This window comes from Microbacterium sp. R1, assembly GCF_015159725.1.
Classification (GTDB): Bacteria; Actinomycetota; Actinomycetes; order Actinomycetales; family Microbacteriaceae; genus Microbacterium; species Microbacterium oxydans.
Window position 1 is genome coordinate 2,030,564 of record NZ_JADDUD010000001.1, and the last position, 26,994, is coordinate 2,057,557.

The window sequence follows — 26,994 nt, forward strand, 5'->3', positions numbered from 1 at the left end:
TAACCGCAGATCACGCGTCGGCGAGTGCGTAGCCCTCCTCGCCGTGCACGACCTGGTCGACACCGGCGATCTCGTCTTCGTTCGTGACGCGGAAGCCGATCGTCTTCTGGATGGCGAAGCCGATGATGAAGGCCACGACGAACGAGTAGATCAGCACGCCGAGGGCGGCGATCAGCTGCACCGCGAGCTGGCGCGCGTCCCCACCGACGAACAGTCCGGTCTCGGTGGCGAAGAACCCGAGGTAGAGCGTTCCGATGAGGCCGCCGACGAGGTGGATACCCACGACGTCGAGCGAGTCGTCGAAGCCCAGACGGAACTTCAGCTCGATGGCGAGTGCGCAGACGACACCGGCGAGTGCGCCGAGCAGCAGCGCCCATCCCGGAGTCAGGTTGGCGCATGCCGGGGTGATGGCGACGAGACCGGCGACGGCGCCCGAGGCGGCACCGACCGAGGTGGGCTTGCCGTCCTTGATCTTCTCGACCAGGATCCAGCCGAGGATGGCTGCGGCGGTCGCACCCAGAGTGTTCAGACCGATGAGTCCCACACCGCCCATGTCCTCCGCGAGCCACTCGGCGCCGGCGTTGAAGCCGAACCATCCGAACCACAGCAGAGCGGCGCCGAGAAGCGTCAGCGGCACGTTGTGGGGCTTCAGGATGCCCTTCTGGAAGCCGATGCGCTTGCCGAGGACCAGAGCCAGGGCCAGGGCCGCAGCACCCGCATTGATGTGCACCGCGGTTCCACCGGCGTAGTCGATCACGCCGATGCCGCTGTCCTCACCGAAGAGCGTGGTGCCGAGGTTCATGATCCAGCCGCCGCCCCAGACCCACGCGGCCACGGGGAAGTACCCGACCGTCGCGAAGATACCGGCGAAGATCAGCCAGCTGCCAAACTTCGCGCGGTCTGCGATCGCCCCGGAGATCAGGGCGACGGTGATGATCGCGAACGTGGCGCCGTAGGCGACGCCGAGGAGAGCGACGTTCGAGCCCTCGCCTGCGGCCAGGCTCGAGAGGCCGAAGTCGGCGAACGGGTTGCCTGCGAAGGCGGTCGGGCTGTCGACGGCGCTCATCGAGTAGCCGAAGAGAATCCACAGCACGGCGACGAGTCCGATGGAGCCGAAGCTCATCATCATCATGCTGACGACGCTCTTCGCCTTGACGAGACCGCCGTAGAAGAAGGCGACGCCGGGCGTCATGAGCAGCACCAGCGCTGTCGCGGTGATCGCCCACGAGATGTTGCCGGGAGCATCCATAGGAAAACCTCACATCCGAAGTAATTGAGAGCTTCAGTGTGACGACCTGCGGTTTCGTCAATGCGTGAGGTTTGTTTCCCCGCTGTTACAGCGCGGCTCCGCCCGTGAACATCGCGTTACGCGCGCCTACGGGCTTACGCAGAATGCGTGAGGGCGTTGAGTCGGGAGATGGCGCGCAGGTACTTCTTGCGGTATCCACCGGCGAGCATCTCGTCGGAGAACACCGAATCGAGGCTGAGGCCAGTGGCGAGGATCGGGATCTGCGCGTCGTACACACGGTCGACGAAGGCGACGAAACGCAGTGCCTCCGACTGATCGGTCAGCTGACGGACGTCGCGCACACCCACGCCGCCGAGTCCGTCGATGAGTCGGATGTAGCGCGACGGATGCACCTGTGCCAGATGGCGGATCAGATCGTCGAACCGGTCGTCAGACGCGGTGCCCGTTGCGGCGGCCGCAGCGACGGCCGCAGCGTAGGCGTCGTCGTCGAGCACGACGGCATGACCGTCGAGGGCGCGCTGGCGGAAGTCGACGCCGTCGATGCGCAGTGTCTGGAAGCTGTCGGACATGGCATGGATCTCGCGCAGGAAGTCCTGTGCGGCGAAGCGTCCCTCACCGAGTGCGTTGGGAGGGGTGTTCGAGGTGGCTGCGAGTCTGGTGCCGGTCGGCACGAGCTCGCCCAGCAGGCGCGTCATGACCATCGTGTCGCCCGGGTCATCGAGCTCGAACTCATCGATGCAGAGCAGATCGGCGCCCTTGAGCAGATCGACGGTGTTCTTGTAGCCGAGCGCGCCGACGAGGGCCGTGTACTCGATGAACGAGCCGAAGTACTTCCGGCGGGCCGGCATCGCGTGGTAGATCGAGGCGAGCAGGTGTGTCTTGCCCACTCCGAATCCGCCGTCGAGGTAGACGCCCGGCTTGAGCTCCGGCTCCTTCTTCGCCCGGCTGAACAGACCTCCGCGCTTCACGGGAGCACCTCGTCCGGCGAAGCGCATCAGCGTCTCCTTCGCCTCTTCCTGCGAAGGGTAGGCGGGGTCGGCGCGGTAGCTGTCGAACGTCGCACTGTCGAACTGCGGCGGCGGCACCAGGCTCGCCAGCATCTCGGGTCCGCTGACGGTCGGCTGGCGCTCGGTGAGGTGCACGATTCCCGTGCGGCTGGTCGGGTCGGTCATCACGGTCCTGGATCAGGTGCTCACCTGTGTCGAAGTCTTACGAATCGGGCGCAGGGTGCTCGGCGGGGATCTATCGTCGAAGGGACGGAACAACACTACGCCGTCTGCAGCAGCACCCTCGTCCGCTCAACGCTTCGGAGACCCCATGGCCATCGAGTTCGATTCCTCCTCCCCCAAGTTCGCCGAGTACGCCGAGCCCGGCCGCCTGGTGACCACGCAGTGGCTCGCGGAACGGCTGGGGACCCCCGGCCTCGTGGTGGTCGAATCCGATGAAGACGTCCTGCTCTACGAGACCGGCCACATCCCCGGAGCGGTGAAGGTCGACTGGCACACCGAGCTCAACGACCCGGTGGTGCGTGACTACGTCGACGGCGAGGGCTTCGCCGAACTGCTCAGCCGCAAGGGCATCGCCCGCGACGACACGGTCGTCATCTACGGCGACAAGAACAACTGGTGGGCCGCCTACGCCCTCTGGGTGTTCTCGCTGTTCGGCCACGAAGACGTACGCCTGCTCGACGGCGGACGTGACCGCTGGATCGCCGAAGGACGGGAACTCACCCGGGAGGCGACCTCCCGGCCGGCTACGGAGTACCCCGTGATCGAGCGCGACGACTCCGTGATCCGCGCATACAAGGAAGACGTCCTGGCCCACATCGGCAGCCCTCTGATCGATGTGCGCTCCCCCGAGGAGTACTCCGGTGAGCGCACCACGGCACCCGCATACCCCGAGGAGGGGACGCTGCGGGCGGGACACATCCCCACCGCGCAGAGCGTTCCGTGGGCGAAGGCGGTCGCGGAAGACGGCGGATTCCGCCCCCGGGCCGAGCTCGACGTGATCTACCGTGACGGCGCCGGCCTGAATGACGGCGACGACGTCGTCGCCTACTGCCGTATCGGTGAGCGGTCGAGCCACACCTGGTTCGTGCTCAAGCACCTCCTCGGGTTCGAGAACGTCCGCAACTACGACGGTTCCTGGACGGAGTGGGGAAGCGCAGTGCGCGTGCCGATCGTCACGGGCTCAGAGCCGGGTACCGTCTGAGCGTGTGACAATGACAGGGATGAGCACGAGCGACGTTCCTGACACCCTTGCCGAGATCCGCGAGGGATTCCTGGAGACCCCGGAGTCGGATCGGCTCCTCCTGCTGCTCGAGTTCTCGGACGAGCTCCCGGACGTCTCGGACGCGGTCGCGGCGCATCCCGAGATGTACGAGCGGGTCGCGGAGTGCCAGTCCCCTGTGTACATCCACGTCGAGGTGCAGGACGACATCGTCACCATGCATGCGACGGCACCTCCGGAGGCGCCGACCACCCGCGGGTTCGCCAGCATCCTGGTGCAGGGGCTCACCGGTCTCACCGCCGACGAGGTTCTCGCCATCCCGAACGACTACCCGCAGTCGATCGGCCTCACGAAAGCGGTGTCGCCGCTGCGGATCGGAGGCATGACCGGGATGCTGATGCGGGCGAAGAACCAGGTCATGGAGAAGCGCTGAAACCCGTGGCTTCGAGCCAGTCCGTGATGGCGGTGGTCCATCCGGTCTGGTCGTAGTTCCACAGCTTCGTGTGACGGGCGACCGTGAACTTCGGCATCGTCACGAGGTCGGGGCGCGCATTCTGAAGGGCATGGGACGAATCCGCGGGCACGAAGCCGTCGTCGTCGCTGTGCAGGATCAGGATCGGTGCGGTCAGTTCGTCCGCTCGGGCGACCATGTCCAGGCGATCGAAGTGGATCGGCTCGTCTGCGCCGCTGAGGCGCGCGGTGAGAGGCATCTGCAGCGCCCCCATGGCCAGCTCGGGCAAGGGCGGCCGCACCCCGGCAAGCTTCGCCTGGAACCGCAGCACCGTGCGCCAGTCGACGACAGGGGACTCGAGGATGATCCCCGCGATGCGGTCTCTGTGACCCGAACTCACCGCGGCCTGCAGCGAGACCGCTCCCCCCATCGACCAGCCCATCAGGATGACCCGCTCTGCTCCGTGTCGGAGTGCGTACGCGATGGCGGCATCGACGTCACGCCACTCCGATGCCCCGAGCGCATACGCACCGGCCCTGGTGCGGGGAGCCTCACCATCGTTGCGGTAGGACACCACCAGGGTCGGAAGGCCCGCCGCGTGCATGACCGGCACGGCGCGCAGGCACTCCGCCCGTGTCGCTCCTCGGCCGTGCACCTGGATCACCCAGGTCGACGACGACCCGGGGAAGTACCAGGCCGGACACGGGCCGGCGGGAGAGCCGATCAGAAGGTTCTCCCACTGCAGGTGCAGCTCGCTCGGAGTGGAGTAGTAGTAGCCGCTGAATGCCGCAGCACGATCCACGCGCGCACCGGGTTCGATCTGCGTGAGCAGCTTGCGTCGAACGGTCGTGGCGTCTGCGCTGAGCACCGCACCGAGCTTGACGTAGCCGTACGTCCCTGTCGTGAACAGGCCGTAGCGCCCGGGGAGCTCGGTGTCGGGAGTGCGCTGCAGTTCGATGGTCTGCGCACCGGTGTCGACCGCGAGGATCTGTGTATCGGTGGGTCGGCGCATCGGGGTGACGACCCGTCGGGCGACCGCGAACACGACGAGAGCGAACGCTGCCCCGAAGGCGAACAGCGCGGGGACAAGGAGCGTAACGGCGTGCCTGAGACTCTTCATCGCTTCCTGACTCTAGCCTGTTGCCGTGACCGCACACCCCGAGGCCGGGACGCCTTTCGAGAGCGCCGTGGCCGAACTGCGCGAGACCGAGTTCCGCGATGACATCACGGTACGCGAGATCGCCACGCCACAGGGTCTCGCACCCTTCGCCATCGCCCTCGCCGCCGACGTGCGCCCGGAGAGCGACGGCGAGTCGGTGTACGGCACGGGCCGCTTCGTCCTGCTGCACGATCCGGACGAGCCGGGCGCTTGGGGCGGCTCGTGGCGCATCGTGATCTTCGCGCAGGCTCCACTGGAGACCGAGATCGGCACCGATCCCCTGCTCGCCGACGTGACCTGGTCGTGGCTGGTCGACGCGCTCGATTCGCGGGATGCGGTCTACCACTCGGAATCGGGGACGTCGACGAAGACGCTGTCGAAGGGATTCGGCGGGCTCGCCATCGAAGGCGACGGCGCGCAGATAGAATTGCGTGCGTCCTGGACTCCGGAGGGCCCGTTCCGACCGCACGTCGAAGCATGGGCCGAGCTGGTCGGAATGCTGGCGGGACTTCCGCCCGGCTCCGAGGGCATCGCCGTGATCGGCGCGCGAAAGGCTGTACGTGACTGAATACTCCGTGATCTCGGATGCTGAGGAGTTCCGCGCGGCTTGCGCCGTACTCGCTGCGGGCACCGGCCCCGTGGCCGTCGACGTGGAACGCGCGTCCGGCTTCCGTTACTCGCAACGCGCCTATCTGGTGCAGGTGTTCCGGCGCGAAGCCGGGGTCTTCCTCTTCGACCCGCCGGCCATCGGCGATTTCGCTCCTCTCCAGGAGGCGATCGGCGACGTCGAGTGGGTTCTGCATGCCGCGAGCCAGGACCTGCCCTCGCTGCGGGAGCTGCGCCTCGAGCCTCCGGTGATCTTCGACACCGAACTCGCGTCCCGTCTGCTCGGGCACGAGCGGGTCGGACTCGGCGCCGTCGTCGAGGACACGCTGGGCATCACGCTGAAGAAGGAGCACTCGGCGGCCGACTGGTCGACGCGTCCGCTCCCCGACTCCTGGCTCGAGTACGCCGCGCTCGACGTGCTGCATCTGATCGATGTCCGCGACGTTCTCGTGCTCGAACTGGAGGAGCAGAACAAGACGGAGTACGCCGCCCAGGAGTTCGCCGCCACTCTGGCCCGCGCGCCCAAGCCGCCGAGGGAGGACCCCTGGCGCCGGCTCAGTGGCCTGCACCAGGTGCGCGGGGCTCGTAACCTCGCGGTCGCACGTTCGCTCTGGCAGGCCCGCGAAGCGTATGCACAGGACCAGGATGTCTCCCCCGGCCGGCTCGTTCCCGACCGGTCACTCGTCGCCGCAGTGATGGCCAACCCGCCGTCGAAGCAGGCCCTCGCCGGTATCAAGGAGTTCCAGGGCCGCGCGAGCCGCACGCAGCTCGACAGGTGGTGGCAGGCGATCGTCGATGGGCGGGCATCGGAAGAGCTCCCGCGCGAACGGGTCCCGAGCGATACGCTTCCTCCCCCGCGCGCATGGGCCGATCGCAACCCCGAAGCGGATGCGCGGCTCAAGGCCGCGCGCCCTGTCGTGGAAGCGATCGCCGAGGAGTTGGGGATGCCGACCGAGAACCTCCTCACCCCGGAATACCTCCGCCGCGTGGCGTGGGATCTCCCCGGTGAGACGGCGGAGGAGATCGGGGATGCGCTGGCAGCACTCGGAGCCCGCCCCTGGCAGATTGAACAGACCGCACAGAAGATCGCGGCCGCCTTTGTAGAGGCGGCGCAAACGCCCGACAGCACCTCCGCACCCGCTTCGTAGGTTCGAACCAACCGATTCCTCCCTGTTTCCCGGGCTTCATAGACTGAGGCCACGCACTAACTTGGAGGCAGAGTGGCCGAGATCTCGGACGTCTTCTTCGTCGATGGAGTACGCACCCCTTTCGGGCGCGCCGGCGAAAAGGGCATGTACTGGAACACCCGCGCGGATGACCTCGCCGTCAAGGCGACCATCGGCTTGATGGAGCGCAACGCCTCCGTCCCGGCCGACCGCATCGATGACGTCGCCATCGCGGCGACGAGCCAGACCGGCGACCAGGGGCTGACGCTCGGGCGCTCGGTGGCGATCCTCGCGGGCCTTCCGCAGACGGTGCCCGGCCTCGCGGTCGAGCGCATGTGCGCCGGCGCGATGACCAGCGTCACCACGATGGGCGCATCGATCGGTGTCGGCATGTACGACTTCGCCCTCGCCGGCGGCGTCGAGCACATGGGGCACCACCCGATCGGCGGGAACGCCGACCCGAACCCGCGGTTCGTGGCAGAGAAGATGGTCGACCCCGGCGCGCTCAACATGGGCGTCACGGCTGAGCGCATCTTCGACCGCTTCCCGCACCTCACCAAGGAGCGCTCCGACCGCTTCGGCATGTTGAGCCAGCACAAGGTGCAGGCGGCATACGACGCGGGCAAGATCCAGCCCGACCTCGTGTCCGTCGCGATCAAGGGTGCCGACGGCGCCTGGGGCCTCGCCACCGAGGACGAAGGTCGACGCCCGCAGACCACCATGGAAGACCTCGCCGCGCTGAAGACGCCGTTCCGCCCGCACGGACGCGTCACCGCAGGCACCTCCTCCCCTCTCACCGACGGCGCGACGATGTCGCTGCTCGCCGGTGGTGGTGCGGTCAAGGAGTTCGGACTGGCGCCGAAGATGCGGATGGTCTCGTTCGCGTTCGCCGGGGTCCAGCCCGAGATCATGGGCATCGGCCCGATCCCGTCGACCGAGAAAGCCCTCAAGAAAGCCGGTCTCACGATCGACGACATCGGTCTCTTCGAGCTCAACGAGGCCTTCGCCATCCAGGTGATCTCCCTGCTCGACCACTTCGGGATCGCCGACGACGATCCGCGTGTCAACCAGTGGGGCGGCGCCATCGCCCTCGGGCACCCGCTCGCCGCGTCCGGTGTGCGCCTCATGATCCAGCTCGCGGCGCAGTTCGCCGAGCGTCCCGATGTCCGCTACGGCCTCACCGCCATGTGCGTGGGTCTCGGCCAGGGCGGTTCGGTCATCTGGGAGAACCCGCACTACGACGGCAAGAAGAAGAAGTGAGCGCGAACGTGACCAACTACGACGACATCGACTTCTCCCCCATCCAGGCGCTCACCGAGGGCGAGGTCATCACACAGTCACCGGTGCGCGACATCCGCCTCGCCTCCGGCAAGGTGCTGGCACTGATCACGCTCGACAACGGTCGCGATCACACCCGCCCGAACACGCTCGGACCCGCGACGCTCACCCAGCTGGGCGAGACCCTCGACGGCCTCAAGGCCAGGGCAGCGGCCGGCGAGATCCAGGCGGTCGGCATCACCGGCAAGCAGTACATCATGGCGGCCGGCGCCGATCTCTCGGACATCAGCAAGGTCGGGTCCCGGGACAACGCACGCCTCATCGCGCAGCTGGGCCACAAGGTGCTCGGCAAGCTCGGCGACCTCGGCGTGCCGTCCTTCGCGTTCGTGAACGGACTCGCGCTCGGCGGCGGACTGGAGATCGCTCTGAACTCCACATACCGCACGGTCGACGCCTCGGCGGCGGCAGTGGCGCTTCCCGAGGTCTTCCTCGGCATCATCCCCGGCTGGGGTGGCGCCTACCTGCTGCCGAACCTCATCGGCATCGAGAACGCGCTCGAGGTGGTCATCTCGAACCCGCTCAAGCAGAACCGCATGCTGAAGCCGCAGCAGGCGTTCGACCTCGGGATCTTCGACGCGATCTTCCCCGCGGCGAACTACCTCGAGAACTCGCTCTCCTGGGCGGATGCGGTACTCGGCGGCACGAAGGTCGAGCGCAAGAACGAGCCCGGCAAGCTCGAGCGCCTCACCAAGTGGCCGATCGCGATCAAGATGGCGCGCGGCATGCTGGAGTCGAAGATCGGCACCGTGCCGAAGTCGCCGTACGCCGCCCTTGAGCTGCTCGACAAGGCGAAGAGCGGCACGAAGGCGGAGGGCTTCGCCCGCGAGGACGAGGCGCTGGCGGAACTCGTGACCGGGGACCAGTTCGCCGCGTCGATGTACGCGTTCGACCTGGTGCAGAAGCGTGCGAAGCGTCCGGTCGGTGCGCCCGACAAGCAGCTCGCGAAGAAGGTCACCAAGGTCGGCATCATCGGTGCCGGTCTCATGGCCAGCCAGTTCGCACTGCTGTTCGTGCGCAAGCTCCAGGTGCCTGTGCTCATCACCGACCTGGATCAGGCACGTGTCGACAAGGGCGTCGCCTACATCCACGAGGAGATCGGCAAGCTCGAGGCCAAGGGACGTCTCGACTCCGATAGCGCGAACAAGCTGCGTGCGCTGGTCACAGGCACGACCGACAAGAGCCTCTACGCGGACTGCGACTTCGTCATCGAGGCGGTGTTCGAGGAGGTCGGCGTCAAGCAGCAGGTGTTCGGCGAGATCGAGAAGATCATCGCCGAGGACGCGATCCTCGCGACCAACACCTCCTCCCTGTCGGTCGAGGAGATCGGGTCGAAGCTCGCGCACCCGGAGCGTCTGGTCGGCTTCCACTTCTTCAACCCGGTCGCGGTCATGCCGCTGATCGAGATCGTGAAGACCCCGGTGACCGCCGACGCCGCGCTGTCGACGGCCTTCGTGGTCGCGAAGAACCTGGGGAAGAACGCGGTGCTCACCGCCGACGCCCCGGGCTTCGTCGTGAACCGGCTGCTCGCGAAGGTCATGGGCGAAGCCGCACGTGCCGTCTACGAGGGCACGCCGATCGCCGAGGTCGAGAAGGCCTTCGGACCCCTCGGCCTCCCGATGGGCCCGTTCCAGCTGATCGACCTGGTCGGCTGGAAGGTCGCCGCCCACGTGCAGGACACGATGGTGCATGCGTTCCCCGACCGGTTCTACGCCAACGAGAACTTCCACGCGCTCGCCGAGCTCGACACGGTCGTGGAGAAGGACAAGGGCGGACGCGTCGTCGGCTGGAGCAAGCAGGCGGAGAAGGTCCTGAAGCCGGCGGTGGGCAAGACACCGGCCACGGCCGCGACCATCCTCCAGCGCGTGCAGGACGGTCTGGCGCAGGAGATCAAGCTCATGCTCGACGAGGGCGTCGTCCCTGAGGTCGAGGACATCGATCTGTGCCTGATCCTCGGCGCCGGTTGGCCTTTCATCGACGGCGGCGCCTCACCGTACCTCGACCGCGAAGGTGCATCCGAGCGGGCCTTCGGCGGCTCCTTCCACACCCCGCAGATCCGCGGCGTCGAAAGCCGCTGATCGCCGGACGCCATCACCGAAGCGTCTCACCGGATTCCCAGCGAATCCGGTGAGGCGCTTCGTCGTCCGGCGCTCGGCAAGCCCTACCCTGGATCGATGAGCTCTCGCCCGTCTCCGCGCACCACCGAGCAGCCGATGGCCTTCAGCCGACGCGAGTTCTGGCGCGGCGCCGTTGCGACCTGGATCACCTTCAACGCTCTGTTCCTCCTGGTGACGACCGTCGTCCTCGCCATCATGTCGCGCTCCCTGCAGACCGTCTTCTCGATCCTCATCCTGGTGGCATGGTTCCAGCTCCTCTTCGTCGTGGCCACCTCCGCTCTGGCGACCCTCATCGGCAGCGGGGCCGCCTTCGTGCTGGGCCGGCTTCTGCGGACCACGGCGGGCATGCGGCAACACCTCATCGCCTTTGCAGGACTCGGTCTCGTGGTCGGAGGCGTCGTCATCGCGGTCGTCGGGACCTGGCCCGCGAACCTGACCGGAGAATTCGGGTCTTTGTTGACGAACATCACCGAGCCGTACATCGCACTTCCCCTGCTGGGGATGAGCGCCGTCAGCGTCGCCCACGGCTGGTACTGGACAGCCTCACGGGCGCTGTCCGAAGACCCTGCACCACAGAGCCCCGTCGCCGAGGCTCAGCTCGCCGGCTGAACCGGGCGCGCGTCGTCCTCGCCGCGACGAGGCCAGTACGACAGCGCCCGCTCCGCCAGTGCGGTGATCGTCAGCGAGGGATTCACCCCGGGATTCGCGGGCACGGCGGCGCCGTCGACGACGTGCAGGCCGCGGTGCCCCCAGACCCGGTGATACCCGTCGATGACACCGTCCGTGCGTGACGCCGAGATGACGGCACCGCCGAGGAAGTGCGCGGTGAGGGGGATGCCGAACACCTCAGGCCAGGATCCACGTGCAGCGGCTGGGACCCCACCGTCCACCTCGACCCGCGCGGCGATCGCCGCCGCCGCCGCATGGGCCTGGGGCAGATAGCTCGGGTTCGGCTCCCCGTGTCCCTGTGCGCTCGTCATGATGAGGCGGCCGAAGCGGCGGCGCAGGGAGAGCGTGAGCGAGTTGTCCGCTGTCTGCATGACCAGCGCGATGATACCCCGCTCGCTCCAGCGGCGGAGGCTCCCGAGACGGAACTGCCGCACCGGGGAACGGAGCATCTGGGCGACCAGACTGCGCAGTCGCACCCCTATCGGACGTCCGCCGGGGACGATCACGGTAGCGAGTGCACCCATCAGGTTCGACCCCGGCCCGTAGCGGACGTTCTCGACGTGGGTGCGGTCGTCGACGTGGAACGACGTGGTGATCGCGACGCCGCGGGCGAGCTGCAGCGAGTCCGGGACGCTCACGGCGACCGCGCCGTCGAGGGCCTCCGAGTTGGTGCGGGTGAGCCGACCTACGGCGTCCGAGACCCGCGGCAGAGCCCCGGACTCCTTCATCCGGTGCAGCAGCTGCTGCGTGCCCCAGGTGCCGGCGGCGAGCACGACCTCCCGGGCGGTCACGGTCTTCCGCGCGCGGCGGACCCAGGCCCCGCTACGCTGCGTTGTCACCGCGAATCCTCCTTCGGGGAGCTCACGCACCTCGCTCACCGTGCGGAGGGCCTCGATCGCGACTCCGCGGCGCTCCGCCAGAGCCAGGTAGTTCTTCATGAGCGTGTTCTTCGCGCCGACGCGGCAGCCCACCATGCAGTTGCCGCACAGCGTGCACCCGGTTCGATCGAGCCCCTCGCCGCCGAAGAAGGGGTCCGGCGTGCGCTCCCCCGGCTTCCCGAACCAGACCCCGACCGGTGCGTGCCGGAACGTCGAGCCGACGCCGAGATCGTCCGCGGCGCCGGCCATGATCCGCTCCACAGGGCCGGCGTGCGGGTACTGGTCGACGACGCCGAGCATCCTCTTGGCCGTCGCATAGTGCGGCGCGAGTTCGTGCTCCCACTCCGCGATGCCCTGCCACTGCGGGTCCGTGAAGAAGGTCGCGCCCGGCTGATACAGCGTGTTCGCGTAGTTGAGCGATCCGCCGCCTACCCCCGCACCGGCCAGGATCATCACATGCGGCAATCGGTGGATACGCTGCACACCGTAGCAGCCGAGCGCCGGCGCCCAGAGATAGCGACGGACGTCCCAGCTGGTCTTCGCGAAGTCGTCGTCCTCGAAGCGGCGACCCGCCTCGTAGACGCGAACACGGTAGCCCTTCTCCGCCAGCCGCAGAGCAGCGACCGAACCTCCGAAGCCGGAACCCACGACCACGACATCCTCGTCGAACTCAGTCATCGCTCTCCTTCGGCACCATCATCGTGAGCGCGCCGGGAAGCACCGAGATGGTGCACTCATCCTCGCCGATGCGCTCGCCGTCCGCGTAGACCACGAGGCCGGGGGCCGAGACCGTCACGGACCGTGCACGCCGGTGCGCGACCTCAGCGCGCGCGAGATGCGTCCCACGCAGCAGCAGCGGGAAGAGACCCAGCAGGCGCATGCGGCCCAATGGCGCGACATGGACGATGTCGAGGAGTCCGTCGTCGGGGACGGCTCCGGCGCAGATCGGCATACCCCCTCCGTAGCTGGAAGTGCTGCCGGCTGCGATCAGCGTGCCCGGCGAGCTCCTCGCCGCTTCCTCGTCTACGGCGATGCGGAATTCCATCGGCCGCAGTCGCACGAGCTCGATGAGCAGCGCGAGGTAGTAGCGAGGTGCGCCGTGCGGCCAGCGGAGCCTGTTGGTGCGGTCGCTGACCTTCGCGTCGAAGCCCAGCGCCGCGATGGTCAGGAATCTCCGACTGCCCTTCGCGGTGCGGACGACGCCGACGTCGATCGCTCGTGGCACGCCGATGAGGGCGAGCTCGGCGGCGGCCCGTGCGTCACCACGTGGGAGGCCCAGGGCTCGGGCGAGATCGTTCCCCGTGCCCGCCGGCACCAGGACGACCGGGACGGAGGCGGCGCACACCGTGTCGAGCACGCCGGCCAGCGTGCCATCACCGCCCACGACCACGAGGAGACGAGGGCCGTCGGCCAGCGCGGCGACGGCGAGCCGGGCGGTGTCGGCGGCGGAGGCACCCGCGTACGTTCGCACCTCGGCACCACGCTCCCGGAGAAGTCGAACGGCTGCCTCCGCCGCTCGCCCGCCCCGCCCCTTGCCGGCGAACGGATTCGCGAGCACGGCGATGTGCTCGGACACGTCAGTGCGTCCGTTCCGCGGGGATCACGGCGCCGGGGTTGAGTATGCTCGACGGATCGAGCTCCCTCTTGATGGCGGCGAGGATGCGGACCCCGGTCTCCCCGATCTCCTGACCGAGCCACGGCGCATGGTCCCGCCCGACCGCGTGGTGATGGCTGATCGTTCCCCCTGCGGTGATGATCGCATCGTTCACACGCGCTTTCACGGGCTCCCACGAACGGAGCATGTCGGTGCGCACTCCTGCGAGGACCGTGAAGTACAGCGACGCCCCGGTCGGGTAGATGTGCGAGACGTGGCACATGACGTACGACTTGGCGCCGATGTCCGCGAAGCCCTCCTTGAGCGCCGCTTCGACCGTCGAGCGCAGCGCCTGCAGGTTCGACCACGTCGTCGCGGTCTCCAATGTCTCGCAGAAGACGCCGGCGTCGAGAAGTGAATCGCGCAGATAAGGTCCGTCGAACCGGGTCCTGAGCCAGTCCTCTGCCGGGCCTTCCCCCGAGGAGGTCCCGCCCGCCGCGGCGAGGTGAGCACCCGCATGAGCCCGTCGTTCCGCGATGTCCTCGCCTTCGTACACCGTGACCACGCTGGCGCCCTTGGCCAGTGCTTTTCCGATCCGCCCGACCTGGGCGAGGCTGACAGTCGTCTCCGCTTCGTCGGACAGCCGGATGACGGTCGGACCGCCGCTCAGCTGAGCGACACGACGAAGCCCCTCGGCTCCACTGGCGAAGTCCGGAAACGACCAGGCCTCGAACACCCTCGCGCGCGGGATCGGGTGGACGCGCACCCGCACCTCGGTGATCACGCCGAAGATGCCCTCGGAGCCGAGGAACACTCGAATCAGGTCGGGCCCTGCGGCAGAGCCCGGCGACCGCCCGAGCTCGATGTCGCCGGTCGGAGTGGCCACTCTGATCCCGGTCACCATCGTGTCGAAGCGGCCGTTCCCCGCAGAGTTCTGCCCCGAAGACCGAGCCGCCGCGAATCCGCCGATCGTGGCATAGCGGAAGCTCTGCGGAAAATGACCGAGCTCGAACCCGCGCGCGGAAAGCAGCGCCTCCGCCTCCGGCCCCGTCGTGCCGGCCGCGAGCACGGCCTCACCACTGGTCTCATCGAGCCGCACCATGCCGCTCAACCGCCGCAGATCGAGACTGACCACGGCGTGATGCGCGCCCCGTTCAGGATCGAGTGCGCCGACGACGCTCGTCCCGCCACCGAAGGGGATGACGGCGACACCTCGCGCCGCCGCAGCATCGAGACACGCACGGACCTCGTCGTGGTCGGCGGGGCGGACGACGGCGTCCGGTGCGTCCTGTCGTGCCTCGCGTCGGCGAAGCAGGTCGGGCGTCGAGCGCCCGCCCGCGTGACGGACACGGGCCTCCGGTGTGTCGTCGACGTTCTCGAGGCCGACGGCGAGGACGAACGCCGCGCGGTCTTCCGCTGTCAGACGCGACGGGCGCAGCTGCACCTCCGAGAGTTCGACGGCCGGAGCGGGCGTGCGGACGCGACCCAACAGCATCGGCAGCAGAGCACGCACCGGCAGAGGCAGCCCCTTCGCCTTGGCCGGGTCGCCCCAGCCGTTCCATCTCATCAGCGAGTCCGCATCGACCCTGCCGTTCTCTTGGCCCATGCGTTACAGTGTGACACATCATGGAAGAACGTCAACCTCTCTGGGATGCCACGCAGACGAAGATCCTCGATGCGGCCGATGCGCTGATCGAGAGGCGCGGCGTGCACGGCGTCACCGTCGCGGAGCTCGCCCGGCGCGCAGAGCTGAGTCGGCCGACGATCTACCGCAACTGGAACGACGCCGATGACGTCGTCCGTGCAGCACTGCTGCGCCGTGTGACCACCATCCTGAGCGCCTTCCCCGCGACTGCGGCCACCAGGCCCGCCCTCGTCGACGATGTGCTGCGCTTCATCGGCCTGTTCCGGAGCGACGCCCTGTATGCGAGACTGCTGGCCGACGAGCCGGAAGCGTTCACGCGATACACGCTGCAGCGCGTGGGTTCGAGCCAGCGCATGATCCTCGGGTGGCTGTCCGCAGCGATCGGAACCGCACAGCTCGACGGATCGGTGCGCGACGGTGCACCGCAGGAGATGGCCGTCATGCTGCTGCTCATCGCGCAGTCCGCGGTGCTCTCCCACGGGACCGTCTCCGATCTGATCTCGGAGGCGGCATGGGAGCGCGAACTGCGGGCCGCGCTGGACGGACTGCTGCGCCCATGAGCAGGGAGCCATCCGCGCTCAATGTCGCGCGACGGAGGACGGAGCTCACGCTCGCAGCCGAGGAGCGGGTCGACGTGCTCGTGATCGGCGGCGGCATCACGGGCGTGGGAGTCGCACTCGATGCTGCCTCTCGCGGACTCACCGTGACGCTGATCGAAGGCGAGGATCTGGCTTTCGGCACCAGCAGATTCAGCTCGAAGCTCGTGCACGGCGGCCTGCGCTACCTCGCCACCGGAGACTTCGCGACCGCGCGGGAGAGCGCGCACGAACGCCATCTCCTGATGACCTCGATCGCCCCTCACCTCATCCACCCCCTCGGACAGCTCCTGCCGTTCTCGCAGACTGTCACACTCCGGCAGCGTGTCGCAGGCACCGTGGGCATGGGGCTGGGCGATGTGCTGCGGATGCGCGCACACACCCCGCGCCGGGTCCTCCCCGCCCCTGCCGTGGTCTCCGCGCGCACGGCCATGCGGTTGATGCCAGCCCTCGACCAGCGGGGCCTCCGCGGAGGGATGCTGGCCTATGACGGCCAGCTCGTCGATGATGCGCGCCTCGTCACGACGGTGGCCCGCACCGCAGCGGCCCTCGGCGCCCGCATCCTCACCAGGGTCCGTGCCCTCTCCCTGCGCGCAGATGGGGCCTCGGTCGAGGAGGCGACGACGGGCGAGCGTTTCGAGATCCGTGCACGTGCGGTCGTCAACGCGACGGGAGTGTGGGCGGGAGCACTCGATCCGTCGATCACGGTGCGACCGAGTCGAGGGACCCACATCGTGCTCGACGCCGCCGACCTCGGCACTCCGTCGACGGCACTGACGATCCCTCACGAAGGGTCGATCAGCCGATACGTCTTCGCTCTGCCACAGGCACACGGACGACTGATCGTCGGACTCACCGACGAAGACTCACCCGGTGCGGTCCCGCGGGTCGCTCAGCCGACGGAGACCGAGATCGAGTTCCTCCTCCACAGCCTCAACCGCGTTCTCGCCACCGCGGTCCGACGCGATCAGGTTCGTGGCGCCTTCGCCGGCCTGCGGCCGCTTGTCGACAGCGGAACCGACTCGACAGCCGACATCTCCCGTCGACACCTGGTGGCGGCATCGGAGTCGGGCTTCATCTCGGTGCTCGGCGGGAAGCTGACGACCTATCGACGCATGGCCGAGGATGCCGTCGATCTCGCCGTCACGACGCGGAGTCTGCCGTCGTCGCGACAGAGTCGCACCGCGTCGTTGCGGCTCGCGGATCGTGACGTCCCCTCATCGGACGAGCTGCTCGACGAGGCGACGGCCCTGACCGCGGCAGAGGTCGAGTACGCCGTCCGCGTGGAGGGGGCGATGACGGTCGACGATGTCCTCGACCGGCGCACGCGCATCGGACTCGTCGACGCGGATAGAGCCCGCTGTCGTCCTGTGGTCGAGTCCGTCGTGGCCCGCGCGGTCTCCGCGCTTCTCTGAGACCGGATCACGGCGCGGCCGGAGCCATCGCGTATCCGCCGCGCAGCCGGGCAGGGAACGTGCGGGGAACACCGCATGAAATCACGGCGAGCAGGTCGCCCGACGACACATCGGCACTCGGCGAACCTGCACAGTGGTGACATGGACATGCTCTTCACGATGCTGGGCGGCAAGGGGATGTCGGGCCTGCTGAAGACCGGAACGGCCATCCTCACCACTCTCCTGGTGCTCCCCGCTCTCCTCAAGCTCTTCATCGTCACCGTCGACGAGGGCTGGGCGGCCATCCGAACCCGCAACGGCAAACCCATCATCCGCAACCGCCCTCAACGGCGTCCGTCCCAGCGCGGTGGCGCGGTGGGCGAAGTCGTCGTGCTGAACCCGGGCTCACACGGGGCGTTCCCCCTGTTCTACTGGTACAAACTCGTCGACGTGCGGTGCCGCGCAACGGATCTGCCTGCGCGGGAGCTGAGCGGTGCGAGCGGTCATCAGCATCGCGTGCACGCCTCGTTCGAGTGGCGTCCCCTACCGACGGGGCACGATCTGCGCGTCTTCGAGTTGGATGTGGTGAACGTGAAGGAACGCGCCTCGAACATCGTCGGCGCGGCGCTGCGAGATGTGGTCCGCAGCCTCGAAGGAGCCGAGCTGCCGCACAACGACGAGATCAACACCCGGGTCATCGCGGCCAGTGCCGACGAGGTTCGCCGCGCCTGCGGCGTCGAGCTGGTGCGCGTGATGGTCACCGGCGACGCGCTCACCGACGGCTACCTGCTGTCGACCGCACTCCGAGAGGTGGATCGCGGAGCCCAGGCCGTCGCGGCACTGCATGCCCTGAACTGATCTCCCCCGGCACCACCGCCGGAGCGGGGCACTCTGCTGGAGCGGGAAACCCCCGGGACGGGTCTCAGTGCCTCTCGTGCAGGGGAAGGTCGATCGTCCCGGTCTCGCCCGCGTGACGCGCCTTGGGGATGCGGGTCCCGAGCACCTGCGAAACGATATCCTGCGCGATCTTGGGCGCGGTGAGCCCCGCATCGGCGAGGATCTGATCGCGGGAGGCGTGATCGATGAACTCGTCGGGAAGACCCAGCTCGTCCACCGCCGTGTCGATCCCCGCCTCTCGAAGAACCTGCCGGACACGGGTGCCGATTCCTCCCACGCGGATCCCGTCTTCGATGGTGATCACGAGGCGATGGTGAGCCGAGAGCTCCACGATCGACGGCTGCACAGGGATGGCCCATCGCGGATCGATGACGGTGGCGCCGATGCCCTGCGCGCGAAGCCGGTCGGCGACATCGAGCGCCAGTTCCGCGAAGGGGCCGATGGCGACGATGAGCACGTCCTCCGTCTCGCCGCGGGCGAGTACGTCGACGCCGTCGCTGAGCCGCTCGATGGCCGGGAGGTCGGCGGCGACCTCGCCCTTGGGGAAGCGGATGACCGTCGGTGCGTCCTCGACGTCGACCGCCTCTCGGAGGGCTTCGGTCAGTCGGGCGCCGTCGCGGGGCGCGGCGATGCGGATGTGCGGGACGATCTGCAGCATGGCGAGGTCCCACATGCCGTGATGGCTCGGCCCGTCGGGGCCGGTCACACCGGCGCGATCGAGGACGAAGGTGACTCCGGCGCGGTGCAGCGCCACGTCCATCAGCACCTGGTCGAAGGCACGCCCCATGAAGGTGGCGTACAGGGCGACGACGGGGTGCAGTCCCCCGTAGGCCAGTCCCGCGGCGGAGGCCACGGCATGCTGCTCGGCGATTCCCACGTCGTAGACGCGGTCGGGGAAGCGCTCGGCGAACGGCGCGAGGCCCGTCGGTCGCAGCATCGCAGCGGTCATGGCGATCACATCGTTGCGCTGCTCACCCACGGAGACCAGAGCGTCGGAGAAGACGTCGGTCCACCCACGACCGCCCGACGACAGGGTCTCCCCGGTCGTCGGATCGATCTTGCCGACGGCGTGGAACTGGTCGGCCTCGTCGTCGCGGGCCGGCTGATAGCCGCGGCCCTTCTCGGTGATCGTGTGCACGATGACGGGGGCACCGTACGACTTCGCCAGCTCCAGCGTCTCGAGCAGCGCGGGGAGGTCATGCCCGTCGACGGGGCCGAGGTACTTGATGTCGAGGTTCGAGTACAGCGCCTCATTGTTCGTGAACCGCGAGAGGAACCCGTGGGTACCGCCGCGGACACCGCGGAACACGGCACGGCCGACGGGACCGAAAGCACGGAAGAGGCGGTCGGAGCGCTGATGCAGGTCTTTGTAGGCCGCTGCCGTACGCACCCGGTTGAGGTAGCGCGACATGCCGCCGATCGTCGGCGCGTAGGAACGTCCGTTGTCGTTGACGACGATGACCAGGTTGCGGTCATTGTCATCGGAGATGTTGTTCAACGCCTCCCAGGTCATTCCACCGGTCAGCGCGCCGTCGCCGACCACCGCGACCACATGCCTGTCGGCGCGGCCGGTCGCCGTGAGCGCCCGGGAGATACCGTCGGCCCAGCTGAGCGAGCTGGAGGCGTGCGACGACTCCACCACGTCATGGGCGCTCTCCCCGCGCTGCGGGTACCCCGCGAGTCCGCCGCGCACGCGCAGGCCGGAGAAGTCCTGGCGGCCCGTGAGCAGCTTGTGCACGTAGGACTGATGCCCGGTGTCGAAGATGAAGGGGTCGTCCGGAGACGAGAACACGCGATGCAGGGCGATCGTCAGCTCGACGACGCCGAGGTTGGGGCCCAGATGGCCGCCGGTACGGGACACGTTCTCGACCAGGAACTCGCGGATCTCCGCGGCGAGTTCCGCCAGCTGCTCGGTCGAGAGGGCATCCAGATCGCGGGGTCCAGAGATGCTCGGAAGAATGGGCATCTGCGCCTCCTCACAGGCTTCGTCAAAGACGCCCGACACGGGTGCGGGCGTCGTCCTGATCCTACCGCCCCGGGCCGGGAAAGCTCCGAGGATGGAAGCCCCCTTGACACGACGGAGGGGCCCGTGTCCGAAGACACGAGCCCCTCCGTTACGCGATCGACCAGCGTGCGATCAGACGAGCGAACGCAGCACGTACTGCAGGATGCCGCCGTTGCGGTAGTAGTCAGCCTCACCGGGGGTGTCGATGCGCACGACCGCGTCGAACTCGACCGGCTGCTTGCCCTCGGGCGAGTGCTCGCTCGGGGTGGCCGTGACCTTCACCGTCTTCGGCGTGACGCCGTTGTTGAGCTCTTCCAGGCCGGAGATCGAGACGATCTCGGTCCCGTCGAGGCCCAGCGACTCCCAGCTCTCGCCGGCGGGGAACTGCAGCGGCACGACTCCCATGCCGATCAGGTTCGACCGGTGGATGCGCTCGAAGCTCTCCGTGATGACGGCCTTGACGCCGAGCAGGCTCGTGCCCTTGGCCGCCCAGTCACGCGACGAACCGGAACCGTACTCCTTGCCGCCGAAGATGACGAGCGGCGTGCCCTGCGCCTGGTAGTTCATGCTCGCGTCGTAGATGTACGACTGCGGGCCGCCCGGCTGCGTGAAGTCGCGGGTGTAGCCACCCTCGACGACCTGCCCGTCGTTCACGGCGGAGACCATGAGGTTCTTGAGACGGATGTTCGCGAACGTTCCGCGGATCATCACCTCGTGGTTTCCGCGGCGCGAGCCGAAGGAGTTGAAATCCTTGCGGTCGACGCCGTGCTCCGTCAGGTACTGGGCCGCGGGCGTCCCCGGCTTGATGTTTCCGGCCGGCGAGATGTGGTCGGTGGTCACCGAGTCGCCGAGCGTCGCCATCACGCGAGCACCTTCGATGTCCTTCACCGGGGTGAGCTCCATCGTCATGCCGTCGAAGTACGGTGCCTTGCGGACGTAGGTCGAGTTCTCGTCCCACTGGAACGTGTCGTCATCCGGCGTCGGCAGGTTGCGCCAGCGCTCGTCGCCGTCGAACACCGTGGCGTACTGCTTGATGAACTGGTCGCGCGAGATCGACGAGTCGACGATCTCCTGCACCTCGTCTGGCGTCGGCCAGATGTCCTTCAGGAAGACGTCTTCGCCGTCGCTGCCCTTGCCGAGGGCGTCGTTGTCGAAGTCGAAGTGCATCGACCCCGCCAGCGCGTAGGCGATGACCAGCGGCGGGCTGGCGAGGTAGTTCATCTTCACGTCGGGGCTGATGCGACCCTCGAAGTTGCGGTTGCCCGAGAGGACGGCCGTGACGGCGAGGTCGTGCGAGTTGATGGCCTCGGAGACCTCTTCGATCAGCGGTCCGGAGTTTCCGATGCAGATGGTGCAGCCGTAGCCGACCGTGTAGAAGCCGAGACCCTCGAGGTCCTTGTCGAGACCGGACTTCTCGTAGTAGTCGGTGACGACCTTGGAGCCGGGGCCGAGCGTGGTCTTGACCCACGGCTTCTGCTTGAGCCCCTTCTCGAGCGCCTTGCGTGCGACGAGACCGGCGGCGATCATGACCGACGGGTTCGACGTGTTGGTGCACGACGTGATGGCAGCCAGGGTGACGGCGCCGTTGTCGAGGATGTACTTCTCCCCGTCGGGTGTGGTCACGGGGACGGGCTTCGAGGCGTTGGCCGGCGCGCCGCTGTTGATGTGCACCGGACGCGTGGTGGTGGGCTCCTCCTCGCCGGGAACCGAACCGGGGTCAGATGCCGGGAAGGAGTGCTTCGACTCGAGGTCGACGACCGAGTCCGAGGTCGATGCGGTCGCGTACGCCAGGATGTCCTGCTCGAACTGCGACTTCGCCTCCGAGAGGAGGATGCGGTCCTGCGGGCGCTTCGGGCCGGCGATCGACGGCACGACGGTGCCGAGGTCGAGCTCGAGGTACTCGCTGAAGGTGGGCTCGTGCGATGCGTCGTGCCAGAGCTTCTGCTCCTTGGCGTAGGCCTCGACGAGTGCGACGGCCTCGTCGCTGCGGCCGGTCAGGCGCAGGTAGTCGAGGGTGACGTCGTCGATCGGGAAGATCGCCGCCGTGGAACCGAACTCCGGTGACATGTTGCCGATGGTGGCGCGGTTGGCCAGCGGCACGGATGCCACGCCCTCGCCGTAGAACTCGACGAACTTGCCGACGACGCCGTGCTTGCGCAGCAGGTCGGTGATCGTGAGCACGACATCGGTCGCCGTGACACCGGCGGGGATCTCACCGGAAAGCTTGAAGCCGACCACGCGAGGGATGAGCATCGACACGGGCTGACCGAGCATGGCAGCCTCGGCCTCGATGCCACCGACGCCCCAGCCGAGCACGCCCAGACCGTTGACCATCGTGGTGTGCGAGTCGGTGCCGACGCAGGTGTCGGGGTAGGCGCGGAGCACGCCGTCGACGTCGCGGTCGTAGATGACCTTCGCGAGGTGCTCGATGTTCACCTGGTGCACGATGCCGGTCCCGGGCGGGACGACCTTGAAGTCGCTGAAGGCGGTCTGGCCCCAGCGCAGGAACTGGTAGCGCTCACCGTTGCGCTCGTACTCGATCTCGACGTTGCGCTCGAGTGCGTTCTCGGAGCCGAACAGGTCGGCGATGACCGAGTGGTCGATGACCATCTCGGCCGGCGAGAGCGGATTGATCTTGTTGGCGTCGCCGCCCAGAGCCGTCACGGCCTCGCGCATGGTGGCGAGGTCGACGATGCACGGGACACCGGTGAAGTCCTGCATGACCACGCGCGCCGGCGTGAACTGGATCTCGGTGTTGGGCTCAGCCGCTGCGTCCCAGGACCCCAGCGCCTCGATCTGCGCCTTCGTCACATTCGCGCCGTCCTCGGTGCGGAGCAGGTTCTCCAGGAGGACCTTGAGACTGAAGGGGAGTTTCTCGAAACCGGGCACCGTGTCGATGCGGAAGATCTCATAGTCGGTGCTGCCGACTGTCAGGGTGCTCTTGGCACCGAAGCTGTTCACCGTGGACACGAATCCGTCTCCTTCTATTCGGATGGGAGCGACAGGCGCCTCCATCTTGCTCGCCAGTGAGCCCCTGCGGCTAGCAAGGGGGACCTAACCAGTCTGCTCCGGGAAGCGCACCGGCGAAAGCCTGCGATTTATCTTGATGTCAAGATAAATCTATCACGCCTCGGGGGCATCCTCGCGCGCAGGCTCGCGGGGGTGGAGCGCCCGTACGACCAACCAGGTCACGGCGATGAGCGGTGCGAACAACGGCAACCCCATGATGAGCTTGAGCGTCCCGAGTGCCGTGACGTCGCCGGCGAGATACAGGGGCAGCTGGACGGCGAGGCGCGCGAAGAACAGCGAGGCCCAGGCGATCCCGAGCCAGAAGTACGCACGTCGCTTGCGGCGGTCGGTGCGCCAGGTGGTGCCCTCCCCCATCAGGAATCCGACCGCGAGGCCGATCAGCGACCATCCGATCAGTGCGGAGATCAGGATGACCGATCCGTAGACCGCGTTCGTGATGAGTCCTGGCACGAAGTTGTCCGCGCCGCGTCCGGTCCACAGCGCGAGCGCCGCGGCGGCCACAGCCGCGATGAGACCGCCCAGCGCGGCGGAGGGCGGCGACTTCTGCACCAGTCGGACGAGGGTGAACACCGCTGCCAGGCCGACCGACACCCCCAACGACAGGATCAGCGGCTCCGGGCGGATGGTGAAGAGGATGACGAAAGCGAGGCTCGGCAGCACGGACTCGAGGATGCCGCGCCATCCCCCCATCGCCGTCCAGACCACCTTGTGGGTGCTGGAGCCCTCAGCGGGATCGAGACCGGCACGACGCGCGGCACCGCCGAGCGCCGCCCCGAGGATCTCGGAGGTGCTCTTCTCGCGTTCGGCGTCGGGCTCGGGAGCGCTCACGCGGAACCCGGAGTCGCCGGCATCTTGAGCGGGATCAGGTCGCGCGGGGGCATCGGCGAACCGCCGCGGACGACGACGATCGAGCGGAAGAGGTCCTCGACCTTCTCGGCGGCTTCGGGGTCAGACGCTCCTGCGCCACCGATCACACCGCGCAGGAACCAGCGCGGGCCGTCGATGCCGATGAAACGCGCGAGACGCAGCCCTGATCCCTCCGCCGCCGTGGCAGGAACCTCGGCGAGGAGCTCCTTGCCCAGTGGGCCTTCGCGCTCCTCGACGCGACCGCCCTGGGCTTTGACCTGGTCGCGGAGCTGCACTCGGGTCTCGTCCCACAGTCCGCCGGAGCGCGGCGCCGCGAACGGCTGCACCTGCAGCGAGGAGTCGGCGTAGTCCAGGCCGACCGCGACGATGCGCTTCGACTGCTCCTCGACTTCGAGGCGCAGATTCAGACCTTCGCGCGGCAGGATCTTGATGCCGCCGAGATCGATGTACGGACGGACCGGGTTCGCCTCGGAGTCATCGAAGGGCCCGTCGGTGGCACGGTTCAACGGTGCCGACTTCGAAGGGGTCTCGTTGTTGTCAGTCATTGGCTCGTCCTGCTTCGCTCTGGTGGGTCGCTGCCTGGTATCCGGTGGAGCCGAATCCACCGGCACCACGGACGCTGTCCGGCAGCACGTCGACCGGGATGAACGTGGCGCGCGTGACCGGCATGATGATCAGCTGCGCGATACGATCGCCGACCGCCACATCGTACGCGCTCTTGGTATCCGTGTTGATCAGACTCACCTTGATCTCGCCGCGATAGCCGGCGTCCACCGTTCCGGGAGAGTTCACGATCGAGATGCCGTGCTTCGCCGCCAGGCCGCTGCGCGGTACGACGAATGCCGCATACCCGTCGGGTAGGGCGATGCTCACCCCCGTCGGCACGAGAGCGCGCTCCCCCGGCTCCAGGTGCACCGCCTCGGCAGCGACGAGATCGGCTCCGGCGTCTCCCGGATGCGCATACCCGGGCAGCACTGCAGCGATAATGGGGACATCAACGGAATCGGTCACCCCATGAGGCTAATGCAGAACCCCGTCACAGACTCACGTCCCCGCTACCGCGAGAGGCTCTCGCCGAGCCTCTGGCTGCTCGTGACCGTCGCGGTCGCCGGCCCCATGGTCTCGCTTGTCTTCGTGCCGATCGGCTCGACCGTCGCGCTCGTCGTCGGTGCGGCAGTATCGGCCCTGCTCGTGTTCGGTGTCATCGCCGCCACACCGGTCGTCTCGGTCGTCGGCTCCACCCTGCATGCAGGTCGCGCGCACATCGACACGAAGCACCTCGGAGCACCCACTGCACTGACGGGCGAGGAAGCCCGTCATGCCCGCGGCCCCGGTCTCCCGGCGCGCGGGTGGCACCTGATCCGCGGCGGCATCGACGGCATCGTCGTCGTGCCGAACCTCGACCAGGACGACCCCGTGGACGCATGGACGATCTCGACGCGGACGCCCGACCGGCTCGTCGCCGCGATCCGCGCTTCCCAGACCTGACACGCTCACCCAACGACAGCGCGCCCCTGACCGAGACGGTCGGGGGCGCGTGATACGTCGCTCGAAGGACTGCTTACGCAGCACACTCCTTGCAGATGGGCCCGGATGCGCCCTCGTGGTCGAGCTGCGAGCGGTGCTTCACGAGGAAGCAGCTCATGCATGTGAACTCGTCCTGCTGCGCGGGCAGCACGACGACATCGAGCTCGAGATCGGAGAGGTCGGCACCCGGGAGGTCGAAGCTCGACGGGTTGTCGGAGTCTTCGTCCCCGCTTGAGCCGGAGTTCTTGTCCGGCACACGCTCCTTGAGGGCTTCGATCGACTCGGAGTCGTCTTCGCTCTTTCGGGGGGCGTCGTAATCGGTTGCCATGCGGTAGATCTCCACTTTCATGGTGCGAGTGGGTGGTGCGCCGTCGGATATTCGGCGGCCATAGTTTGCACGACCGGACGACATAACGCAAATGCTCGTCCGTGCGACAGAGGAAACTCACGGCACGCCCACGCTATTCCCGTCCGCGACCCCTCACGCGTGACACCATGAACGGACACCCATCAGAGGGGCATTCGCATGGAAAACGTCACCATCGTCGGCACAGAAGCAGGAGTCCTCGTACTCGCGACCGAGTCGGGCGAGCGGTTCGCGCTGCCCATCGACGACATGCTGCAGCGCGAGATCCGCCGCGCCACCCGTCAGAGCGAGCCGACGGCCCAGAAGCTCGCTGCGAGCCCGCGCGACATCCAGGCCCAGATCCGCGCCGGGCTCACCGCGCCCGAGGTCGCGGAGCTGCTCGGCATCAGCGTCGACGACGTGGCCCGATTCGAAGGACCCGTCCTCGCCGAGCGCGAGCACGTGATCGGACAGGCCCTCGCCGTGCCCGTCCTGATCGGCAGCGAGGTCGAGCCCGACGCGCAGCCGACCTTCGGTGTGGCCGTCCGCGCCAAGCTCGCCGAGATCGAAGCCACCTCCGAACGCTGGGCGAGCTGGAAGGAGGACTCCGGTTGGACCATCAAGCTCGAGTTCACCGCCAACGAGGTCGATCACGACGCCCGCTGGAGCTTCGATCCTCGCCGCAGCGCGCTCTCACCGCTGAACGCCGACGCGACACAGCTCTCTCGGCAGGGCTCGCTCCCCGAGGGTCTCATCCCCCGCCTCCGAGCGGTCGATGCCGAGCGGACCTCGCCGTACAAGGACGAGAGTCGCTTCGACTCCGGCGCGTTCGGACCGCGGCTGGTACCCGCACCCGAAGCGGACGTGGAAGACCCCTCGCTCCCGGCCCGCTCCGACGCGGCAGCGCAGGACGCGGCGATCAAGCGCGCTCCCGCCGCGCAGACCACGAGTCCGGAGACGGCGGACCTCCTCGAGGCTCTACGCCGACGCCGCGGACAGCGGGAGACCGCGCCGCTGCTCGACGACGTGGAGGACACGGATCGATCGGACCAGAGTCCGATCGCACTGTTCGAGGCCCTGGAGCAGCCGGATGAAGAACCGGAGCCCCCGCAGCCCGCGCCGCAGAACAGCAGCTCGGACACCGGCGACTCCACGGGACGCCGCCGTCGCCGGAACGCGATGCCGTCGTGGGACGAGATCGTCTTCGGCGCACGCACCGATGAGTGAGACGCGA

General features: G+C 68.0%; 24 protein-coding genes. 12 read left to right on the forward strand and 12 right to left on the reverse strand.

The genetic code is table 11. The features are described 5' to 3' along the window. Window positions 1-10 precede the first annotated feature (10 nt). Both ILP86_RS09990 and zapE read right to left on the reverse strand, forming a co-directional pair. Complete coding sequence (locus ILP86_RS09990; protein ID WP_113681272.1) at window positions 11-1,249, reverse strand: ammonium transporter; 1,239 nt, start codon at window positions 1,247-1,249, stop codon at window positions 11-13. A gap of 134 nt (window positions 1,250-1,383) precedes the next feature. Beyond that, on the reverse strand, window positions 1,384-2,421 hold the full coding sequence (gene zapE / locus ILP86_RS09995) for a cell division protein ZapE (protein WP_193761859.1): 1,038 nt from the start codon (window positions 2,419-2,421) through the stop codon (window positions 1,384-1,386). Between the two features lie 145 nt (window positions 2,422-2,566). Here zapE and ILP86_RS10000 point away from each other — a divergent pair, with 145 nt between their 5' ends. Together ILP86_RS10000 and ILP86_RS10005 are read left to right on the forward strand one after the other, a co-directional pair. Further along, window positions 2,567-3,460, forward strand: a complete 894-nt coding sequence (locus ILP86_RS10000) for a sulfurtransferase (RefSeq protein ID WP_061018748.1) — start codon at window positions 2,567-2,569, stop codon at window positions 3,458-3,460. Window positions 3,461-3,479: 19 nt separating this feature from the next. Further along, a complete protein-coding gene (locus ILP86_RS10005) occupies window positions 3,480-3,911 on the forward strand; it encodes a SufE family protein (protein WP_193761860.1) in 432 nt (143 codons plus the stop codon). Here the strand turns inward: ILP86_RS10005 and ILP86_RS10010 are convergent. Further along, entirely contained in the window at window positions 3,895-5,049 is a 1,155-nt protein-coding gene (locus tag ILP86_RS10010; RefSeq protein ID WP_193761861.1) for a S9 family peptidase, read from the reverse strand. The genes ILP86_RS10005 and ILP86_RS10010 overlap by 17 nt on opposite strands. A 25-nt stretch (window positions 5,050-5,074) precedes the next feature. Here ILP86_RS10010 and ILP86_RS10015 point away from each other — a divergent pair, with 25 nt between their 5' ends. From ILP86_RS10015 to ILP86_RS10035, 5 genes are all read left to right on the forward strand, one after another. Continuing rightward, on the forward strand, window positions 5,075-5,656 hold the full coding sequence (locus tag ILP86_RS10015) for a DUF3000 domain-containing protein (RefSeq protein WP_058631752.1): 582 nt from the start codon (window positions 5,075-5,077) through the stop codon (window positions 5,654-5,656). Next, the gene (locus tag ILP86_RS10020; protein ID WP_061018750.1) at window positions 5,649-6,842 is read left to right on the forward strand and encodes an HRDC domain-containing protein; all 1,194 of its coding nucleotides are present in this window, start codon (window positions 5,649-5,651) and stop codon (window positions 6,840-6,842) included. The genes ILP86_RS10015 and ILP86_RS10020 overlap by 8 nt, the downstream gene beginning before the upstream one ends. A gap of 72 nt (window positions 6,843-6,914) precedes the next feature. After that, on the forward strand, window positions 6,915-8,120 hold the full coding sequence (locus ILP86_RS10025; protein ID WP_046747202.1) for a thiolase family protein: 1,206 nt from the start codon (window positions 6,915-6,917) through the stop codon (window positions 8,118-8,120). Window positions 8,121-8,128: 8 nt separating this feature from the next. Continuing rightward, window positions 8,129-10,273, forward strand: coding sequence for a 3-hydroxyacyl-CoA dehydrogenase NAD-binding domain-containing protein (locus ILP86_RS10030; protein WP_193762016.1), 2,145 nt, complete (start codon window positions 8,129-8,131; stop codon window positions 10,271-10,273). A gap of 96 nt (window positions 10,274-10,369) precedes the next feature. After that, a complete protein-coding gene (locus ILP86_RS10035; protein WP_157543658.1) occupies window positions 10,370-10,921 on the forward strand; it encodes a hypothetical protein in 552 nt (183 codons plus the stop codon). Here the strand turns inward: ILP86_RS10035 and ILP86_RS10040 are convergent. The 3 genes from ILP86_RS10040 to ILP86_RS10050 are packed head-to-tail and all read right to left on the reverse strand — an operon-like array spanning window position 10,906 to window position 15,059. After that, window positions 10,906-12,537, reverse strand: coding sequence for a GMC family oxidoreductase (locus ILP86_RS10040; RefSeq protein ID WP_193761862.1), 1,632 nt, complete (start codon window positions 12,535-12,537; stop codon window positions 10,906-10,908). The genes ILP86_RS10035 and ILP86_RS10040 overlap by 16 nt on opposite strands. After that, on the reverse strand, window positions 12,530-13,435 hold the full coding sequence (locus ILP86_RS10045; protein ID WP_193761863.1) for a YegS/Rv2252/BmrU family lipid kinase: 906 nt from the start codon (window positions 13,433-13,435) through the stop codon (window positions 12,530-12,532). Before ILP86_RS10045 ends, ILP86_RS10040 begins: the two co-directional genes overlap by 8 nt. A 1-nt stretch (window position 13,436) precedes the next feature. After that, window positions 13,437-15,059, reverse strand: a complete 1,623-nt coding sequence (locus ILP86_RS10050; protein ID WP_227750945.1) for an FAD-binding oxidoreductase — start codon at window positions 15,057-15,059, stop codon at window positions 13,437-13,439. 20 nt (window positions 15,060-15,079) lie between these two features. On the opposite strand from ILP86_RS10050, the gene ILP86_RS10055 reads away from it, so the two are divergent. The 3 genes from ILP86_RS10055 (at window position 15,080) to ILP86_RS10065 (ending at window position 17,946) form a co-directional block, all read left to right on the forward strand. Next, window positions 15,080-15,658, forward strand: coding sequence for a TetR/AcrR family transcriptional regulator (locus ILP86_RS10055; protein ID WP_052748652.1), 579 nt, complete (start codon window positions 15,080-15,082; stop codon window positions 15,656-15,658). Beyond that, window positions 15,655-17,109 (forward strand): glycerol-3-phosphate dehydrogenase/oxidase, encoded by a 1,455-nt coding sequence (locus tag ILP86_RS10060; protein ID WP_193761864.1) that lies wholly within the window; start codon window positions 15,655-15,657, stop codon window positions 17,107-17,109. Before ILP86_RS10055 ends, ILP86_RS10060 begins: the two co-directional genes overlap by 4 nt. A gap of 141 nt (window positions 17,110-17,250) precedes the next feature. Beyond that, window positions 17,251-17,946: an SPFH domain-containing protein gene (locus tag ILP86_RS10065; RefSeq protein ID WP_193761865.1), complete on the forward strand. Its 696-nt coding sequence runs from the start codon at window positions 17,251-17,253 to the stop codon at window positions 17,944-17,946. A 64-nt stretch (window positions 17,947-18,010) separates the two neighbouring features. On the opposite strand, the gene dxs is transcribed toward ILP86_RS10065, so the two are convergent. The 5 genes from dxs to dut form a co-directional block, all read right to left on the reverse strand. After that, the gene (gene dxs, locus ILP86_RS10070; protein ID WP_046747209.1) at window positions 18,011-19,951 is read right to left on the reverse strand and encodes a 1-deoxy-D-xylulose-5-phosphate synthase; all 1,941 of its coding nucleotides are present in this window, start codon (window positions 19,949-19,951) and stop codon (window positions 18,011-18,013) included. A 171-nt stretch (window positions 19,952-20,122) separates the two neighbouring features. Next, the gene (locus ILP86_RS10075) at window positions 20,123-22,960 is read right to left on the reverse strand and encodes an aconitate hydratase (RefSeq protein WP_046747210.1); all 2,838 of its coding nucleotides are present in this window, start codon (window positions 22,958-22,960) and stop codon (window positions 20,123-20,125) included. A gap of 153 nt (window positions 22,961-23,113) precedes the next feature. Beyond that, a complete protein-coding gene (locus ILP86_RS10080; protein WP_058631761.1) occupies window positions 23,114-23,848 on the reverse strand; it encodes a DUF3159 domain-containing protein in 735 nt (244 codons plus the stop codon). Continuing rightward, a complete protein-coding gene (locus tag ILP86_RS10085; RefSeq protein WP_045264797.1) occupies window positions 23,845-24,432 on the reverse strand; it encodes a DUF3710 domain-containing protein in 588 nt (195 codons plus the stop codon). The genes ILP86_RS10080 and ILP86_RS10085 overlap by 4 nt, the downstream gene beginning before the upstream one ends. Next, window positions 24,425-24,898 (reverse strand): dUTP diphosphatase, encoded by a 474-nt coding sequence (dut, locus tag ILP86_RS10090; RefSeq protein WP_046747212.1) that lies wholly within the window; start codon window positions 24,896-24,898, stop codon window positions 24,425-24,427. The genes ILP86_RS10085 and dut overlap by 8 nt, the downstream gene beginning before the upstream one ends. A 12-nt stretch (window positions 24,899-24,910) precedes the next feature. Here dut and ILP86_RS10095 point away from each other — a divergent pair, with 12 nt between their 5' ends. Then, the gene (locus ILP86_RS10095; RefSeq protein ID WP_046747213.1) at window positions 24,911-25,375 is read left to right on the forward strand and encodes a DUF3093 domain-containing protein; all 465 of its coding nucleotides are present in this window, start codon (window positions 24,911-24,913) and stop codon (window positions 25,373-25,375) included. A gap of 73 nt (window positions 25,376-25,448) precedes the next feature. On the opposite strand, the gene ILP86_RS10100 is transcribed toward ILP86_RS10095, so the two are convergent. Then, window positions 25,449-25,742, reverse strand: a complete 294-nt coding sequence (locus ILP86_RS10100) for a DUF4193 domain-containing protein (RefSeq protein ID WP_046747247.1) — start codon at window positions 25,740-25,742, stop codon at window positions 25,449-25,451. A gap of 198 nt (window positions 25,743-25,940) precedes the next feature. On the opposite strand from ILP86_RS10100, the gene sepH reads away from it, so the two are divergent. Next, complete coding sequence (gene sepH / locus ILP86_RS10105) at window positions 25,941-26,987, forward strand: septation protein SepH (RefSeq protein ID WP_058631763.1); 1,047 nt, start codon at window positions 25,941-25,943, stop codon at window positions 26,985-26,987. The last annotated feature ends 7 nt before the right edge of the window (window positions 26,988-26,994 follow it).